This window comes from Streptomyces sp. NPDC020845 (genome assembly GCF_044334165.1).
GTDB lineage: Bacteria > Actinomycetota > Actinomycetes > Streptomycetales > Streptomycetaceae > Streptomyces.
This window is the reverse complement of the sequence record NZ_JBIRSJ010000006.1, coordinates 606,494-623,752: the sequence shown is the minus strand read 5'-3', so window position 1 is coordinate 623,752 and position 17,259 is coordinate 606,494. Positions and strand designations below refer to the sequence as shown.

At 74.0% G+C, this 17,259-nt stretch carries 15 protein-coding genes and 1 pseudogene; 8 read left to right on the top strand and 8 right to left on the bottom strand.

Features of this window, described 5'->3' with window-relative positions:
* Window positions 1–143: 143 nt before the first annotated feature.
* Entirely contained in the window at window positions 144–623 is a 480-nt protein-coding gene (locus ACH4U7_RS18470) for a Dps family protein (protein ID WP_398528925.1), read from the top strand.
* A 434-nt stretch (window positions 624–1,057) separates the two neighbouring features.
* Here the strand turns inward: ACH4U7_RS18470 and ACH4U7_RS18465 are convergent, their stop codons facing one another.
* The 3 genes from ACH4U7_RS18465 to ACH4U7_RS18455 all read right to left on the bottom strand — a co-directional run bounded on the left by ACH4U7_RS18465 (window position 1,058) and on the right by ACH4U7_RS18455 (window position 7,353).
* Entirely contained in the window at window positions 1,058–1,831 is a 774-nt protein-coding gene (locus ACH4U7_RS18465) for an SDR family NAD(P)-dependent oxidoreductase (protein ID WP_398528924.1), read from the bottom strand.
* Window positions 1,832–1,904: 73 nt separating this feature from the next.
* The gene (locus tag ACH4U7_RS18460) at window positions 1,905–2,702 is read right to left on the bottom strand and encodes an Fpg/Nei family DNA glycosylase (RefSeq protein WP_398528923.1); all 798 of its coding nucleotides are present in this window, start codon (window positions 2,700–2,702) and stop codon (window positions 1,905–1,907) included.
* A gap of 43 nt (window positions 2,703–2,745) precedes the next feature.
* On the bottom strand, window positions 2,746–7,353 hold the full coding sequence (locus ACH4U7_RS18455) for an ATP-dependent helicase (protein WP_398528922.1): 4,608 nt from the start codon (window positions 7,351–7,353) through the stop codon (window positions 2,746–2,748).
* A gap of 79 nt (window positions 7,354–7,432) precedes the next feature.
* On the opposite strand from ACH4U7_RS18455, the gene ACH4U7_RS18450 reads away from it, so the two are divergent.
* From ACH4U7_RS18450 to ACH4U7_RS18440, 3 genes are all read left to right on the top strand, one after another.
* Window positions 7,433–8,302, top strand: coding sequence for an AraC family transcriptional regulator (locus ACH4U7_RS18450; protein WP_398528921.1), 870 nt, complete (start codon window positions 7,433–7,435; stop codon window positions 8,300–8,302).
* Between the two features lie 116 nt (window positions 8,303–8,418).
* Window positions 8,419–9,189 carry an AzlC family ABC transporter permease gene (locus tag ACH4U7_RS18445; RefSeq protein ID WP_385627597.1) on the top strand — a complete coding sequence of 257 codons (771 nt, stop codon included), beginning with the start codon at window positions 8,419–8,421 and terminating at the stop codon, window positions 9,187–9,189.
* A complete protein-coding gene (locus ACH4U7_RS18440) occupies window positions 9,186–9,488 on the top strand; it encodes an AzlD domain-containing protein (protein ID WP_014175941.1) in 303 nt (100 codons plus the stop codon). Before ACH4U7_RS18445 ends, ACH4U7_RS18440 begins: the two co-directional genes overlap by 4 nt.
* On the opposite strand, the gene ACH4U7_RS18435 is transcribed toward ACH4U7_RS18440, so the two are convergent.
* On the bottom strand, window positions 9,485–10,465 hold the full coding sequence (locus ACH4U7_RS18435; RefSeq protein ID WP_398528920.1) for a hypothetical protein: 981 nt from the start codon (window positions 10,463–10,465) through the stop codon (window positions 9,485–9,487). The two genes, ACH4U7_RS18440 and ACH4U7_RS18435, sit on opposite strands and share 4 nt — an antisense overlap.
* Before the next feature lie 79 nt (window positions 10,466–10,544).
* Here ACH4U7_RS18435 and ACH4U7_RS18430 point away from each other — a divergent pair, with 79 nt between their 5' ends.
* From ACH4U7_RS18430 to recX, 4 genes and pseudogenes are all read left to right on the top strand, one after another.
* Window positions 10,545–10,739, top strand: coding sequence for a DUF3046 domain-containing protein (locus ACH4U7_RS18430; protein ID WP_014175939.1), 195 nt, complete (start codon window positions 10,545–10,547; stop codon window positions 10,737–10,739).
* Between the two features lie 76 nt (window positions 10,740–10,815).
* The gene (locus tag ACH4U7_RS18425) at window positions 10,816–12,027 is read left to right on the top strand and encodes an AI-2E family transporter (RefSeq protein ID WP_398528919.1); all 1,212 of its coding nucleotides are present in this window, start codon (window positions 10,816–10,818) and stop codon (window positions 12,025–12,027) included.
* 139 nt (window positions 12,028–12,166) lie between these two features.
* The gene (recA, locus tag ACH4U7_RS18420; protein ID WP_398528918.1) at window positions 12,167–13,306 is read left to right on the top strand and encodes a recombinase RecA; all 1,140 of its coding nucleotides are present in this window, start codon (window positions 12,167–12,169) and stop codon (window positions 13,304–13,306) included.
* Window positions 13,207–13,911: pseudogene (gene recX / locus ACH4U7_RS18415) on the top strand (recombination regulator RecX); the annotation flags it as partial. The gene recA and the pseudogene recX, both read left to right, overlap by 100 nt.
* A 150-nt stretch (window positions 13,912–14,061) precedes the next feature.
* Here the strand turns inward: recX and ACH4U7_RS18410 are convergent.
* From ACH4U7_RS18410 to ACH4U7_RS18395, 4 genes are all read right to left on the bottom strand, one after another.
* Window positions 14,062–14,454 (bottom strand): rhodanese-like domain-containing protein, encoded by a 393-nt coding sequence (locus tag ACH4U7_RS18410; RefSeq protein WP_398528917.1) that lies wholly within the window; start codon window positions 14,452–14,454, stop codon window positions 14,062–14,064.
* A 4-nt stretch (window positions 14,455–14,458) separates the two neighbouring features.
* Entirely contained in the window at window positions 14,459–15,016 is a 558-nt protein-coding gene (locus ACH4U7_RS18405) for a cysteine dioxygenase (RefSeq protein ID WP_398528916.1), read from the bottom strand.
* Window positions 15,017–15,076: 60 nt separating this feature from the next.
* On the bottom strand, window positions 15,077–15,166 hold the full coding sequence (locus ACH4U7_RS18400) for a putative leader peptide (protein WP_358644245.1): 90 nt from the start codon (window positions 15,164–15,166) through the stop codon (window positions 15,077–15,079).
* A 177-nt stretch (window positions 15,167–15,343) separates the two neighbouring features.
* Window positions 15,344–17,170 (bottom strand): FAD-dependent monooxygenase, encoded by a 1,827-nt coding sequence (locus tag ACH4U7_RS18395; RefSeq protein ID WP_398528915.1) that lies wholly within the window; start codon window positions 17,168–17,170, stop codon window positions 15,344–15,346.
* Between the last annotated feature and the right edge of the window lie 89 nt (window positions 17,171–17,259).

Below are 17,259 nucleotides of genomic sequence, written 5' to 3'. Positions count from 1 at the left end.
GGTCGGTAGTACACCGACCGGGGCTCGACGTTTGCCCGGTCGCGCGCGGGTGACTCTGTGGGAAGGTGGAGAGGGCCCAAAAGCCCTCAAATGCTCCAAAAGGTATTCAAAAAACAGTCAACAGGTCGAAAAGGAGGAGATGGATGTCTGTGGTGAAGAGCCCGCTCTCGGAGGAGAACCTCAAGGTCGTCGGCGACGCGCTGCAGGGTGCCCTCGTTGACCTCGTCGATCTGGCGCTCGTGAGCAAGCAGGTCCACTGGACCATCGTCGGCCCGCGTTTCCGTTCGGTGCATCTGCAACTGGACGACGTTGTCAGCACCGCCAGGACGCACGCCGACACCGTCGCGGAGCGGGCCTCGGCGCTCGGGGTGCCCCCGGACGGCCGTGCCGCCACCGTGGCCGCGGCCAGTGGCATCGAGACGGCCAGGACCGGCTGGACCGAGGACGGGGACGCGGTGCGGGCCCTGGTGGTCGGCCTGGGATCCGTGATCACCCGTATGCGGGACCGCATCGAGGCCACGGCCGAACCCGATCCCGTGACGCAGGACATCCTCATCGGGCTCACGCGTGATCTGGAGAAGCATCACTGGATGTTCCAGGCGGAGAACGTCAACGGCCGCTAGCCCGGTCGCCCGGGGCGGCGGTGGTCCTCCGGTGCTGGGTGCGGTGTCGGAGAGGCTGGGCAGACTTCATGGGCGCGGGACGTCTGACACGCGCCCATGAGCCTTCCGTGCGCCCTCCCGTCGTCCGTGAGCGGGCGTCTAGCGTCGGCCGAAGGAGGCAGTCGATGGCAGCCGTGGGAGGGGCGGACAACCAGCGCCGCGGACCGGTCCGGTGGGCGGTCGCGCTCGCTCTCGGCGGGGTGTGGTGGTGGGCGGTGCTACGGCTGGCGGCGGCGCCGGAGCAGACCGGGCCGGTCGAGGGGGCGTTGACGGCGGGCGGCTGGGGGCTGAGTCTGCTGCCGGTGCACTGCGGTCCCTCCCCGGGGCGGTCGGTGCGCCGGATCGCGTCGGGGTCGCGGCCGGGGCCACCAGGGCCGGGGTCGCAAGGGCCGGGGTCACCAGGGCATGGCGACGCCGCCGTTCGGACGCAGGATCTGGCCGGTCATGAAGGATGAGGCGTCGGACGCCAGGTGGAGCACGGTGTGCGCGACGTCCGTCGGTTCGCCCACCCGCCCCAGCGGAGTGCGCCGCACCATCGGCTCTTCCGTGAGGCGCTGCTCCTCATCGCTGTGGCGGTCGGTCATGGGCGTGCGAATCCACCCGGGGGCGACGGCGTTGACGCGGATGCCATGGCGGCCCACCTCGGTGGCGAGGGTCTTGGTGAGTTGGACGACGGCGGCCTTCGTGACGCCGTAGCAGAGCAGGCCGGGTGCGCCGGTGTCGATGGCGCCGGAGGCCATCGTGACGATGGTGCCGCCGGTACCCTGCTCGATCATGGCGCGGGCGGCCTCCTGACAGCCGTACAGCACCCCCTTGAAGTTGACCGCCAGGACGCGGTCGAGGTCGGCGTCGTCCGTCTCCAGAACGGTGCTGCTGTGCATGATCCCGGCGATGTTGGCCATGATGTCGAGGGGTGCGCCGGTGCGTACAGCGGCCACCGTGGCGGCGATCTGCGCGCGGTCGGCGACGTCGAGGGTGTGGGCGTGGGCGCTGCCCCCGGATGCGGTGATGTCGTCGGCTGTCCGTTGCGCGCCCTTGCCGTCCAGGTCCGCGCAGTGGACGGTCGCGCCGGCCTCGGCGAGCAGGGCGGCGCTGGCCCGGCCGATTCCGCTGGCCGCGCCGGTGACCAGTGCGGTGCGGCCGGTGAGGTCGTACGCGTTGAGGGTCATGGCGTGACCGTACGACCGGATCTGACGGGTCGTCAATTAGCTGGTTGGCCGGGCAGTCGGTCCGTCGGTCGGGTCAGCCGTCGACGGTGGGGCCTGGCTGGCAGGCCGGGCACCAGTACGTGCTGCGCTCCTTGTCGGCGCGGCCCTGCTCCATGCGTACGGGCGTCCCGCAGCGCAGACAGGGCTTGCCCGCCCGGCCGTAGACCCACAGCCGGCGGTCGGCGCGCGACTCGGCCGTGGTGATGCGGGCCGGCCGGGCCTTGTTGGCTTCCAGGAGCCTTTTGGCGAGGGCGACCAGGCGCTCCGGGGACGGCACTTGGCCGATGGGGAGCCATGGGGAGACGCGCACCAGGAAACACAGCTCCGACTTGTACACATTGCCGATCCCTGCGAGGTTGCGCTGGTCGAGCAGCGCCTCGCCGAGGGGGCGGGCGGGGTCGGCGAGAAGCCGGCGCAGGGCCTCGTGCGGGTCCCAGTCGGGGCCGAGGAGATCGGGGCCGAGGTGTCCGACGGCCCGGTCCTCGTCCGTGGTGCGGAGCAGTTCGAGGACGGGGAGGCGGTAGCCGACGGCCGTGCGCTCGGCGGTGCTGAGGATGGCGCGGACCTGGTGGAGCGGCCCGCCGCGCCACCGCTCGCCGGGGTCGTACAGATGCCAGGCGCCGTCCATCCGCAGATGGGAGTGGAGCGTCAGGCCGCCCTCCAGACGGGTGAGCAGATGCTTTCCGCGCGCGGTGACGTCCATCACCTGGCGCCCGGCGAGGTCGACCGTGGCCAGCCGAGGGACGCGCAGGTCGCAGCCGGTGAGCGGCCGGCCCGCCAGGGCCTGGTTCAGGCGCTTGGCCGTCCGCCAGACGGTATCTCCTTCGGGCATGGGTCCATGATGCCGCCCGGCGGGGCGGACCGGGGCCCGCTGGTCAGGGGCGCAGGCGCAGGCCGCGGGGGGTGGGGTGGAAGCCCGCGGCCTCCAGGGCGCGCCCCGTCGGGGAGGACAGCGCGGCCGCCCCGTTGACCCGCTCCACGGTCACCGTGCCCAGGGAGCCCGCCCGCGCGGCCTGGGCCAGCGCCTCGACCGCCGCGTCGAGCCGGGTGTCGTCATGCCAGGCGAGCAGCGTCTTGCCGCCGCGCTCCATGTACAGGCTCAGCTCTCCGTCGACGAGGACCACCAGGGAGCCCGCCTTCCGGCCCGGCCGGTGGGTCGCGTCCGCGGGCGGATCGGGCCAGGGGAGGGCCGCCCCGTACGCGTTGGCGGGGTCGGCCGCGGCGAGGAGGACGGCGCGGCGGGCGGGGTCGCCGGTGTCACGGGCCGTGCTGACCGCGCGGAGCCGGTCAACCGCTCCGTCCATGGCGAACTGGGCGGCGCCGAGCCCTTCGACCACATAGCCGCGGCGGGCCTGGCCGCTGTCCTCGAAGGCGGACAGCACGCGATAGGCGGCGGAGAACCCGCCCTCGACACCCTCGGCCGCGACCGCGCCGCGGGTCACCACGCCGTGGCGGTCGAGGAGGGTGCGGGCCAGGGCGTGGGCGCGGTGGGTGGGCTCGGGCTCGCGCTCGGGCAGCAGGGACCAGCGGCCCGCCACGGTGGGCGGTCCGTTCCGGGAGGCGGTGGGGCGGGCGGTGAGGCTTCCGTAGCGGCCTCGGGGGACCGCGCGCCTGGCCCGGTGGGCGGTGGAGCCGGCCGTGCGGCCCGAGCCCATCAGGGCGCGCAGCGGGGCGAGGGTGTCGCCGGTGAGCCGGCCGGACCAGGCCAGGTCCCAGACGGCCTCGGCGAGCTGGGGGTCCTGGACGTCGTGCCCGGCGGCCCGGACCTGCTCGGCGATCTGCCGGAAGAACAGGCCGTAGCCCCCGGCCAGCGCGTCCAGCACGGTCTGGTGGAGGGGGCCGATCTCCAGGGGGTGCGGCGCGTGCAGCAGCAGCGGGGCGGCCTCGGCGAGGTGGAGGGTGACCCAGCCGTCCTTGCCGGGCAGCGCGCCCGCCCCGGCCCATACGACCTCGCCGCTCGCGGTGAGCTCGTCCAGCATGGTGGGGGTGTAGTCGCTGACCCGGGAGGGCAGGACCAGCTTCTCCAGGGCGGAGGCGGGCACCGGGGCGCCCTGCAGCTGCTCGATGGCGCGCACCAGCCCGTCGATCCCGCGCAGGCTGTGGGTGCCCAGGTGCTGCCACCGGGGGAGGAACGCGGCGAGCGCGGCCGGCGGGACGGGCTCCAGCTCATGGCGCAGCGCGGCCAGCGAGCGGCGGCGCAGTCGGCGCAGCACGGCGGCGTCGCACCACTCCTGGCTGACGCCGGCCGGCGCGAACTCGCCCTGGACGATCCGGCCGCCCGCCGCGAGGCCGTGCAGCGCCCCGTCGGTGACGGCGGTGCCCAGGCCGAAGCGGGCCGCCGCCTGGGCGGAGGTGAACGGGCCGTGGGTGCGGGCGAAACGCGCCAGGAGATCCCCGAGCGGATCCTTGACCGGCTCGGTGAACGCCTCGGGGACCCCGACGGGCAGCGCCGTGCCCAGTGCGTCCCGCAGCCGTCCCGCGTCCTCGACGGCCGCCCAGTGGTCCTGCCCGGCGATCCGGACGCGGATGGCCCGGCGGGTGCCCGACAGATCGCGCGCCCACTGGGGATCGGCGCCGCGCTCGGCCAGCTCGGCGTCGGTCAGCGGCCCGAGGAGGCGCAGCAGGTCGGCCACGCCCTCGGCGTCCTTGACCCGGCGGTCGTCCGTGAGCCACTGCAGCTCGCGCTCCAGCTCGGCCAGGACGTCGGCGTCCAGCAGCTCGCGCAGCTCCGCCTGGCCCAAAAGCTCGGCCAGCAGCCGGGAGTCGAGGGAGAGCGCGGCGGCCCGGCGCTCGGCCAGCGGGGAGTCGCCCTCGTACAGGAACTGCGCCACATAGCCGAAGAGCAGCGAGCGGGCGAACGGGGACGGCTCCGGGGTGGTCACCTCCACCAGCCGGACCCGGCGGGACTCGAGGTCGCCCATGAGCTCGGTGAGACCGGGGACGTCGAACACGTCCTGGAGGCATTCGCGGACGGCCTCGAGCACGATCGGGAACGACCCGAACTCGCTCGCCACCTGCAGGAGCTGTGCGGCCCGCTGGCGCTGCTGCCACAGCGGGGTGCGCCTGCCGGGGTCGCGGCGGGGCAGCAGCAGGGCGCGGGCGGCGCATTCGCGGAACCGGGAGGCGAACAGCGCCGAGCCGCCCACCTGGTCGGTGACGATCTGGCCGACCTCGTCCTTGTCGAAGGCGACATCGGCCGCTCCGACGGGGGACTGCTCGAAGTCGTACTCCCTGCCCTGCGCCATCGGGTCGCCGTCCAGCAGGTCCAGGCCCATCAGGTCCGCGTCGGGCAGCCGCAGCACGATGCCGTCGTCCGCGTGCATCGCCTGCGCGTCCAGCCCGAACCGCTCGGCCAGCCGCGCGCCCAGCGCCAGCGCCCAGGGGGCGTGGACCTGCGCGCCGAAGGGGGAGTGGATAACGACGCGCCAGTCGCCCAGCTCGTCCCGGAAGCGCTCCACGACGATCGTGCGGTCGTCCGGCACATGGCCGCAGGCGCGGCGCTGCTCGTCCAGATACGCCAGGACGTTGTCCGCGGCCCAGGTGTCGAGCCCGGCGGCCAGCAGCCGCTCCCGGGCCGCCTCGGGGGTCATGCCGCCGATCTCCCGGAGGAAGGCGCCCAGCGCGCGGCCCAGCTCCAGCGGGCGGCCCAGCTGATCGCCCTTCCAGAACGGGAGGCGGCCGGGGACGCCGGGGGCGGGGGTGACCACGACCCGGTCGCGGGTGATGTCCTCGATCCGCCACGAGGTGGTGCCGAGGGTGAACACATCGCCCACCCGCGACTCGTAGACCATCTCCTCGTCGAGCTCGCCGACCCTGCCGCCGCCCTTCTTAGGGTCGGCGCCCGCCAGGAAGACCCCGAACAGCCCGCGGTCGGGGATCGTGCCGCCCGAGGTGACGGCCAGCCGCTGCGCCCCCGGGCGGCCGGTGACCGTGCCCGCCACGCGGTCCCACACCAGACGCGGCCGCAACTCCGCGAAGGCGTCGGACGGATAGCGGCCCGCGAGCATGTCCAGGACCGAGATGTAGGCGGACTCGGGGAGCGCGGCGAACGGGGCGGCGCGGCGGACCAGGGCCAGCAGCTCGTCCACGTCCCAGGTGTCCACGGCCGTCATGGCGACGAGCTGCTGGGCCAGCACGTCCAGCGGGTTGGCGGGCACGCGCAGCGACTCGATGGCCCCCTCGCGCATCCGCTCGGTGACCACCGCCGCCTGCACCAGGTCGCCGCGGTACTTGGGGAAGACCACGCCGGTGGAGACCGCGCCCACCTGGTGGCCGGCGCGGCCCACGCGCTGCAGCCCGGAGGCCACCGAGGGCGGCGACTCGACCTGGACGACGAGGTCGACCGCGCCCATGTCGATGCCCAGCTCCAGGCTGGAGGTGGCCACCACGGCGGGCAGCCGGCCCGCCTTCAGGTCCTCCTCCACCAGCGCCCGCTGCTCCTTGGACACCGAGCCGTGGTGCGCGCGGGCCAGCAGCGCGGGCGCCCCCTTGGCCGCCCCCGACTCGGCCATCAGCTCGGCCGGTGAGTGGTCCTCGGGAAGAGCCTCGCCGGTGGCCCGCTCGTACGCGATCTCGTTGAGCCGGTTGCACAGCCGCTCGGCGAGGCGGCGGGAGTTGGCGAAGACGATCGTCGAGCGGTGGGCCTGCACCAGATCGGCGATCCGCTCCTCCACATGGGGCCAGATCGACGGCTTCTCGCCCGTACTCCCGTCGCTCCCGTCCTGTACGGGGGAGCCGCCCAGCTCGCCCAGGTCCTCGACCGGGACCACCACCGACAGGTCGAACTCCTTGCCCGAGGGCGGCTGGACGATCTCCACCCTGCGCCGCGGCGACAGAAAGCGCGCCACCTCGTCCACCGGCCGCACGGTCGCCGAGAGGCCGATCCGCCGGGCGGGGCGGTTCAGCAGCTCGTCAAGCCGCTCCAGGGAGAGCGCGAGATGCGCGCCGCGCTTGGTCCCGGCGACGGCGTGCACCTCGTCCAGGATCACCGTCTCCACACCGCGCAGCGCCTCCCGAGCGGAGGAGGTGAGCATCAGGAACAGCGACTCGGGGGTGGTGATGAGGATGTCCGGCGGGCGGCTGACCAGGGCGCGGCGCTCGGCGGCCGGGGTGTCGCCGGAGCGGACGCCCACCCGGATCTCCGGCTCGGGCAGCCCGAGCCGCACGGACTCCTGGCGGATGCCGGTGAGCGGGCTGCGGAGGTTGCGCTCGACGTCCACCGCCAGGGCCTTGAGCGGCGAGATGTACAGCACCCGGCAGCGCCGCCGGGCCTCGGCCGGCGGGGGCGTGCTGGCCAGCCGGTCGAGCGCGGCGAGAAACGCGGCCAGGGTCTTGCCCGAGCCGGTGGGGGCCACGACCAGCACGTCCGATCCCGCGCCGATCGCCCGCCAGGCGCCCTCCTGCGCGGCCGTGGGCGCGGTGAAGGCACCCGCGAACCAACCGCGGGTGGCGGGGGAGAATCCGTCGAGTGCTGGGCCTGCCATGTCCTCCATCGTGCACCGGGCCACTGACAACGGGCGGACCCGCAGGTCATGGCCCTGGGCGGCGTCGCACAATGGCTCCATGGACACCAGGCGGGCGGGGGAGCGGACAGGGGAGTGGGCACGGCACTGGCGCTGGACCGCGCTGCCGGGGCTCGACCTGCTGCGGGCCCGCTATGTACGCCACACCTTTCCCCTGCACTCCCATGACGGGTATGTGTTCGGGGCCGTCACCCGCGGGGTGGAGGAGGTCGGGCTGCCGGGCGGCACCGAGCGGGCCGGCCCCGGTACGGTCGTCATGATCAACCCCGAGGTGCCGCACACCGCGCGCGCCGGGGTGCCGGAGGGCTGGGCCTACGCCACGCTCTATCCGTCCGCGTCGGTGATCGCCGAGATCGCGGCCGAGACCACCACGGTTCGTGGCACGGTCGGGTTCGCCGAGCCCATGGTCGAGGCTCCGCACGCCGCGCACCTCATCAGCGAGGTGCACCGGGCGGCCGAGGAGGGCGACGCGCTCGCCGCCGACAGCCTGCTGCGCGTCGCCGTCGCCCACCTGCTGCGCCACCACGGCGGCCCGCTCCCCGAGCGCACGGCGCGCAGCGCGGGAGCGCGAACGGCGGCGCGCGCCCGCGAGCTCCTCGAGGAGCGGATGGCGGATCCGCCGACCCTGGAGCAGCTGGCGGCCGAGCTCGGCACGGGCCCTTTCGCCCTGCTGCGCGCCTTTCGCGCTGCCTACGGCATGCCGCCGCACACCTGGCTCACCGACACCCGGGTACGCCGGGCCCGCCGCCTCCTGGAGGGCGGTGCCGCGCCCGCCGAGGCGGCCGCGGCCGTCGGCTTCACCGATCAGCCCCATCTGAACCGTCACTTCACCCGGATCGTCGGAGTGCCGCCCGGCGCCTACCGGCGCGAGCGCGCCGCCGACCGGCTGAGGAGCCCGGCCAGGCCGTAGGCGAAGCGCTCGTCGAAGGACCCGGCGTCGAGGTGGTCGCGGAGGTGAACCGGGCGCTCGCCCATGCGTGTGGGGTGCAAGAACGTACAAGACCGGGCGCCGTCCGGTCTCCTACTGTGCGGGGTGTGCCAGAACAGATCGAGATACGTACCGGCTCCGAGGCTCGCTCCGGGCCCGGCAGCGGCGCTGAACCCAAGGCGAGCGCGGCCGTGGTCCGCGACGCGCTGGGGGTGGGGGTCGCGGTCGGGCTCTCCGGATTCGCCTTCGGCGTGACATCGGCGGGCGCAGGCCTCAGCGTCCTGCAGACCTGTGCGCTCAGCCTCCTCGTCTTCACCGGCGCCTCGCAGTTCGCCCTCGTCGGCGCGCTGGCGGCGGGCGGCAATCCGTTCACCGCCGCCGCGGGCGCGTTCTTCCTGGGGGTGCGTAACTCGTTCTACGGGCTGCGGCTGTCCGGCCTCCTCGGTCTGCCCCGGTCGGTGCGCCCCCTGGCCGCCCACTGGGTCATCGACGAGACCTCCGCCGTCGCCCTCGCGCAGCCGGACCGGCGCACCGCGCGGCTCGGCTTCACCGTCACCGGCCTGAGCCTGTACACCCTGTGGAACCTGACCACACTGGTCGGCGCCCTCGGGGCATCCGCGCTCGGCGACACCGCGGCGTGGGGCCTGGACGCCGCGGGGCCGGCGGTCTTCCTCGCCCTGCTGGCCCCCATGCTCCGCGGCACGGTCGAGCGGGCCGCCGCCGGTCTCGGGGTGCTGCTCGTCCTCGGCTGTCTGCCGCTGCTGCCCGCCGGCGTGCCGGTCCTGGTGGCGGCGCTCGCCGCACCCGCCGTCCTCGCCGTACACGGTCTGCGCGCCCGGGGTGCCACAGGGGAAGGCGGGGTCCGTTGAGCACCTGGATCGCCATCGGCGTCACCGCGGCCGGGTGCTACCTGGCAAAACTGCTGGGCCTGTCGGTGCCCGCCGGGGCCCTGGAACGCCCCGCCGTCCGCCGCCTCGCCGCGCTGCTCCCCGTCGCGCTGCTGGCCGCCCTCACGGCCCAGCAGACCTTCGGCGACGGGCAGCACCTGGTCCTCGACGCGCGGGCCGCCGGGCTCGGCGCGGCGGCGGTCGCCCTGGTGTTGCGCGCTCCCTTTCTGGTGGTGGTCGCCGTCGCCGTGGTCGTCACCGCGGGCGTACGGGCCCTTTAGCCGAGCGCGCGGCCGTACGCGCGCAGCGTCAGCAGGGCCTCGATGGTCACGATCGGCCGCCCTTCCAAGGCCGCCCCGGGCGCCCACGGGCGCCGGCGCAGCGGCCAGCCGCCGTCCTCGCCCTGGGAGTCCGCGAGGAAGTCCAGCGACCGCTCCACCTCGGCGTCGGTGAACCACGGGCGGGCCGCGGAGTCGGGGGTGCGCGCCACCTCGTATACGAAGACCCGCTCGCCGACTGGTGCGAAGGCCCGCTCGCCGCCCGGTACGAAGGCCCGCTCGCCCCGGGCCCGGCCCTCCGGCAGCGGGTGGTCCTCGGCGCGCTCGGGATCCAGCACCACCAGTCCCTGTTTGCGTACCCGCCGGCCGAGCCGTTCCGCCGCCGCCAGCGCGCGGGGGCGGTCCGGCGCGCTGTCGAGGAAGGCGACGGCCGCCAGCACCTCGTGCGGCCGGGGGGCCGCGCCCTCCTCCAGCGCCGCGATCGCCGCCCAGCAGAAATCCGTCGCCCGGAACAGCCACGCGTGCCACACGTCGTTGCGGTGCAGCAGCCCCACCACCGGACCGGTCGCGAGCAGATCGCCGGCCGAGCCGTCCGCCACGGGGTTCCAGGAGGCCACTGCGGCGCCGGGCGGCGCGGGGCGGTGCGCCGGGAGCGCGCCGTCCGGGGTGGTGATCTCCGTCAGATAGCGGCACAGCAGCTCCACGCGCCGTCCCCCGCAGCGCCCGATCCCGTCCAGGACGCGCAGCGCGTGCGCGGCGTGCTGCGGGCGGCTGCGCGGGCCGCGCAGCTCCGGCTCCAGAGCGTGGCCGTAGCCCCCGTCGTCACCCAGGTACGCGGCCAGCGCGGTCTCGACCGGGTCGGCGCCGCCGCCCAGGAAGTGGTACGCGAATCTGCGCTGCTCGAGCACCCGGGCGGTCAGCCACACGAACTGCTCGGCGCGGGCCAGCGGGGAGGAGGGGACTGCTGCGGATCGGTCCATGGGCCGACCGTAGGCCGGAAAGAGCTGCCGCACGGCGGCTCGCGTCCGACTGCACCCCCAGGAGCGCGATACTGATCACATGCGGTTGACGGACTTCTGGCAGCGGATGGCGGACTACTTCGGCGAGGGGTACGCGGACTCCTTCGCGCGCGACCATGTGATGTCCGAGCTCGGCGGCCGGACCGTGCACCAGGCGCTGGAGGCCGGCTGGGAGACCAAGGACGTCTGGCGCGGGGTGTGCGCCGCCCTGGAGATTCCGGCCGACAGGCGCTGAGTGGCCGCCGGGCCCGTGAGCCCGGAGTTCGCGGGGTGGCCGGATATCTTTCACCGATGTACGCCACACTTGCTCAGTGGCCCCAGCAGAAGAGACCCTCCCGCCCGACGCCGACGGCGTCCCCGCCGGCCCCCAGGCTGACGCCGCCCGCGAGGCGCGGCCCGGCGCGGCCATGCCGCGCTGGCTGCCGCGCGCCATGGTGCTCGCGCTCGCCCTGGTGGCTTGTTATCGCCTGGCCACCTGGGCCTTCGACCAGCTGACCGGACTGCTCCTCAACATCCTGATCGCGTTCTTCCTCGCGCTCGCCATCGAACCGGCCGTGGACCGGATGGCCGCGCGCGGCGTGCGCCGTGGGGTGGCCACCGGGCTGGTCTTTCTCGGCATCCTGATCGGCGTCGCAGGGTTCTTCACCCTGCTCGGCTCGATGCTCGCCGACCAGATCATGACCATGGTCGAGGACTTCCCGAAGTATCTGGACCAGCTGGTCAGCTGGGTCAACGAGACCTTCCACACCGAGCTGTCACGGGTCGAGATACAGGACAGCGTGCTCCACTCGGACTGGCTGCAGAGCTATGTCAGGAACAGCGCGAACAATGTCCTGGACGTCTCGGCGCAGGTCCTCGGCGGGCTCTTCAAGGTCCTGACGGTGACCCTCTTCGCCTTCTACTTCGCCGCCGACGGCCCCCGGCTGCGCCGCGCGCTGTGCTCGGTCCTGCCGCCGACCCGGCAGGCCGAGGTGTTGCGCGCCTGGGAGATCGCGGTTGCCAAGACCGGCGGCTACATCTACTCGCGCGGCCTGATGGCGCTGATCTCCGGCGTGGCGCACTACGTCCTGCTGGAGTGGCTGGGCGTGCCCTACGCCCCGGCGCTGGCCGTCTGGGTGGGGCTGATCTCCCAGTTCATCCCGACCATCGGCACCTATCTGGCGGGCGCCCTGCCGATGCTGATCGCGTTCACCGTCGAGCCCTGGTACGCGCTGTGGGTGCTGGTCTTCGTCGTGGTCTACCAGCAGTTCGAGAACTACCTGCTGCAGCCGCGCATCACTGCCAGGACCGTGGACATCCACCCGGCCGTCTCGTTCGGCTCGGTGATCGCGGGCACCGCGCTGCTCGGCGCGGTGGGCGCGCTGATCGCGATCCCGGCGACCGCGACGCTGCAGGCGTTCCTCGGCGCGTACATCAAGCGGTACGACGTGGCGGACGACCTGCGGGTCCAGGGCCGGACGCGGCGGCGGGGCGGCATGTCGGCCCTCGCGCGGGTGCGGGACTCGCTGAAGCGGCGTAGTTGACACGAAAATCGAACATCCATTCTCATGGTGGATCTCGCCTGAGTTATCCACAGGTGGAGGACGTCCGGGCCGCTTGTCAGTGGCAGGGGTTAGCGTCGTGGACGTGAAGCGATCGACTCAAGCAAACCGGGTGGAACCCATGGCAGGAACCGACCGCGAGAAGGCGCTCGACGCCGCGCTCGCACAGATTGAACGGCAATTCGGCAAAGGCGCAGTGATGCGCATGGGGGAGCGGCCGAACGAGCCGATCGAGATCATCCCCACCGGATCGACCGCGCTCGACGTGGCCCTCGGCGTCGGCGGCCTGCCGCGCGGCCGTGTGGTGGAGGTCTTCGGGCCCGAGTCCTCCGGTAAGACCACCCTGACCCTCCACGCGGTGGCGAACGCCCAGCGGGCCGGCGGCACCGTCGCCTTCGTGGACGCCGAGCACGCCCTCGACCCGGACTACGCGCAGAAGCTGGGCGTGGACACCGACTCCCTGATCCTGTCCCAGCCGGACAACGGCGAGCAGGCCCTCGAGATCACCGACATGCTGATCCGCTCCGGCGCGCTCGACCTGATCGTCATCGACTCCGTCGCCGCCCTGGTGCCGCGGGCGGAGATCGAGGGCGAGATGGGCGACTCCCACGTCGGCCTCCAGGCCCGGCTGATGAGCCAGGCGCTGCGTAAGATCACCGGTGCGCTCAACCAGTCCAAGACCACCGCGATCTTCATCAACCAGCTCCGCGAGAAGGTCGGCGTCATGTTCGGCTCCCCCGAGACGACGACCGGTGGCCGGGCGCTGAAGTTCTACGCCTCGGTGCGCCTGGACATCCGCCGTATCGAAACCCTCAAGGACGGCACCGAAGCGGTCGGCAACCGCACCCGCGTCAAGGTCGTCAAGAACAAGGTCGCGCCGCCCTTCAAGCAGGCCGAGTTCGACATCCTCTACGGCCAGGGGATCAGCCGCGAGGGCGGCCTGATCGACATGGGCGTGGAGCACGGCTTCATCCGCAAGTCCGGCGCTTGGTACACCTACGAGGGCGACCAGCTCGGCCAGGGCAAGGAGAACGCCCGGAACTTCCTCAAGGACAACCCCGACCTCGCCAACGAGATCGAGCGGAAGATCAAGGAAAAGCTGGGCATCGGCGTCAAGAAGGAGGAGCCGGCCGCTGAGCCCGCCGCCGACGCTGCCGCCCCGGCTCCGGCAGCGGCCACCACCGCGCCGGCGAAGGCGGCGCCCGCCACGGCGGCCAAGGCCGGGACGAAGGCGGCCAAGACCGCCGCGGCCAAGAGCTGACCGTGACGCGGCGGACCGACTGGCCGGACGGTCAAGGCCGTCCGGTCGGCCCGGACAGCGGCGGCCCCTCCTCGTCGAGGGCCGAGCAGGGGCCGCCGCGCAGCCCGGAGGAGCAGGCGCGGGCAATCTGTCTGCGCCTGCTCACCGGGACCCCGCGCACGCGAAGACAGCTAGCGGACGCGCTGCGGACCCGTGGCATCCCCGACGAGGTGGCGCAGGAGGTGCTGTCCCGGTTCGAGGACGTCGGGCTGATCGACGACGCGGCGTTCGCGGACGCCTGGGTGGAGTCCCGCCACCACAGCCGGGGTCTCGCCCGCCGGGCGCTCGCGCGTGAGCTGCGCACCAAGGGCGTGGACTCGGCCCTGATCGACGAGGCCGTGGGGCAGCTCGACTCCGAACAGGAGGAGCGCACCGCCCGTGAGCTGGTCGAGCGCAAGTTGAGGGCCACCCGCGGCCTCGACCGGGAGAAGAGGCTGCGCCGCTTGGCCGGGATGCTCGCGCGCAAGGGCTATCCGGAGGGGGTGGCGCTGCGGGTGGTGCGGCGCGCGCTGGAGGAAGAAGGGGAGGACCCGGAGCTGCTGGAGCGGCATCTGCCCGACGCCTAGTGGGCCCGGGCCGGCCCAGAGCCGGTGCCCGGCTCACCGCCGTCCAGTCCACCGCCGCCCCTGCGCCGACGGGCCCCGGCTGCCGATGGGCCCCGGCTGTTGGCCAGCCCCCGAACAGCTTCCGGGGGCCCGACGTTCAGGAGCGGGGGCTCAGGAGTGCGGGCTTACTGGCAGGCCCGCCGCGCGCCAGGCCTGGAAGCCGCCCACCAGGTCCGTGGCGCGGGACAGCCCGAGCTGCCGCAGCGAGACCGCCGCGAGGCTTGACGCGTACCCCTCGTTGCACACCACCACGATCCGCAGATCGTGGTCAGTGGCCTCGGGCAGCCGGTGGTCGCACAGCGGGTCGAGCCGCCATTCCAGTTCGTTCCGCTCGACGATCAGCGCGCCTGGGATGGTCCCATCGCGCTCCCGCAGCTCGGCGTACCGTATGTCCACCAGCAGCCCGCCCTCGGCGTGCGCCGCCGCGGCCTCCGCGGGGCCGAGGCGGTCGAGGCCGGCGCGGGCCTCGGCCAGCAGTTCGTCGATGCTCCGCTTCGTGCTCATCAGTTCACTCCCACTCGCCCGGCAGCTCGATCTGCTCCAGCCGCAGCACCTGTCCGGTGCGGCTGTAGCGGCGCATCAGGGGCAGCGGCGGGTAGTAGGCGTGCACCGACACGGCATGCCGCTCCGTGGAGGTGTTGATCACCTCGTGGACGTGGTGCGGACCGAAGGCTCGCCCCTGTCCGGCGGGCAGCCGCCGCTCACGGTCGACGTCGTCGGCCAGTTCGAGGGTCTTCCAGCCCTCGGTGGGCAGACGCGCGGCGAGCGACAGCTCTTGCAGTTCACCGGCCGCCGCGACGAAGGCGCCGTGCGAGCCGCCGTGGTCGTGCCAGCCGGTGCCGGTGCCGGGAGGCCAGCCGATCAGCCACGCCTCGCTGCCCCCGGGTCCGTCGAGCCGCAGCCAGGTGCGGCCCTCCGGGTCGAGGGGGAGCGAGTCGACGAGCGCGGTGTCGGCGGCCGTACGGCGGGCGAATGCGAGGAGTTCGGCCGGGCTTGGCGCGGTGTCGGCAGAGGTCCCGGCGGGCGCCGAGGGCCGGGTGGGGGAGGAAGTGCGTACGTCGGGCACTGAGACCGTCCTGAGTGATCGCGAAGGGGCGCGGCCCGAGCCGCGCAAGGAAAAGGCTGATCAACAGGAGGGTCGACAGACGCAGCCCGCATAGCGGACGAGGTCCACATGGACCCTCCGCCAGAAGCGAGGCAGCCGAGCGTCAGTCACAGGGCGTACTCAACCACGGGCCGAAAACCAAGGTCAACTACTGCTGTCCACTCCTCGGACGCACCCGCCGCGCGCACCGCCGTACACGCCGCCGCGCACCTCGCCGCGCATGCCGCGGCGCAGGCCGTGCGGGCAGGCCGTGCGGGCAGGCCGTGCGGGCAGGCCGTGCGGGCGGTCCTATCTGTGCGCCGTCGCCTCCGCCTCTGCCTCAGCCGATGACCCTTCAGCCGCGCCGCCTCGCGCTGCCTTTCCGCCCAGCGCCGCGTCCGCGCACGCGTACAGCTCGGCCGGGCGCACCCCGGACAGCGCCGCGACCAGATGCCCGTCGGGCCGCACCAGCAGCACGGTGTGGGCCGGGGCCCCGGGGTACTCCTCGGCGACCAGCAGCTCGGCCCGCACCGGCAGCGCCGCGACCGCCGCGGCCAGCCGTGGCATCAGCCCCGCGCGCAGCCAGTGGCGGCGGTCCCACACCCCTGTCCCGGGGGCGACGAGGACCACCAGCAACTCCCGCCCCAGCCTCGCCCGCAGCCGGGTGAGCGACCCGTCCGACGCGGTCACCGGCACATCTGCGGCGGGCGCGCCGATCTCGGTGTCGACCGTGACCGAGCCCTCGGGGGCCACCGCGGGCATCAGGGGCGAGCGGCCGTAGACCGGCGGTTCGCCCAGCGGGCCCCGCCCCAGGTGACCGTCGGTCAGCAGCGCGTCGTGCGTGCGCACCGCGCCGGGCAGTACGGAGCGCCGCACCGCATGCCAGCCGCCGGACGCCCGCACCAGCGGCAGCGCCTGGTCCGCGGCGCGCAGCCGGGCGCTCACCGCGCCGCGCCGCTCGGCCTGATAGCTGTCGAGCAGCGCGTCCGTCGCCCCGTGGTGCCAGGCGAGGGCCAGCTTCCAGGAGAGGTTGGCGACGTCGCGCAGCCCCTCGTCCAGCCCCTGGGTGCCCAGCGCGCCGAGCAGATGGGCGGCGTCCCCGGCGAGGAAGGCGCGGCCGACGTGCCAGCGGCGCGCGAGCCGGTGGTGCACGGTGTGCACGCCGGTGTCCAGAAGCTCGTACGGGGGCGCGGGGTCCCCGCACCACCCCGTGAGGGTGTCGTGCACCCGCGCGAGAAGCGCGTCCGGTGTGACCAGGTCCCGGCCCGGCGGCAGCAGCCAGTCCAGCCGCCAGACGCCGCGCGGCAGCGGGCGGGCGGTCACCTCCGTGTCGACGGTGCGCCACGGCGGCGAGCGGTGCAGCACGGCCTCGCCGGGCCAGGGGAGTTCGGCGCGCAGCGCGGCGACCGCGTGCCGCTCCACCGCGGTGCGGCCCGGGAAGCGCACGCCCAGGAGCTTGCGGACGGTGGACCGCGGCCCGTCGCAGCCGATCAGAAAGCTGCCCCGCCACCAGGTGCTCTGGGTGCCCCGGGTGTGGATGCTGACGCCCCGGGCGTCCTGTTCCAGGGTGTCGAGACGGGTGCCCGAGATGATCCGTACCAGGTTCTCGCCGGGGACGGTGGCCAGCGCGGCGCGCAGGGCGCGGGTGAGTTCGTGCTGGGGCAGATGCAGCGGCGAGGGCAGCTCCGACTCCTCCGCCTCGTCGCCCTCCGGCCCGCTGCCGAAGCCGGCGCTGAAGCCGCCCAGGCCGCCCTCGTGGCCGGCCGAGCCGTTCTCACGGACCTGGCCGCCGTCACGGACGTAGCCGACGTCATAGCCGCGGCTATCGGGGCCGTCGTGGCCGCCTGCCGTGCCCAGGGGGAACAGCCCGCCGGGCACCAGGGTCAGCTGCCGGACCACCTGCCGCCGCCGCATCGTGCGCCAGCCGGTCCACGGCACGGCCGCCTGGCCGGCCCGGCAGCCCAGCCCCTCCAGCAGGGCGGCGGTGTCGGGGCGCAGCACGGCCGTACGGGCGGGGCGGCGCTCGTCGTCGCCCGAGCTCTCGTCGAGCAGGATGACGGGCACCTCGGCGCGCGCGAGCGCGAGGGCCAGGGCGAGGCCGACCGGGCCCGCCCCGGCGATGATCACCGGGTCCACGGCGCGGTTCCTGTGGCCCTGCGGGACGTACGTGAGTTGAGGAAACTGGCAGTTGAAACCCGGTGCGCGATCACACAAAGTATGCAACC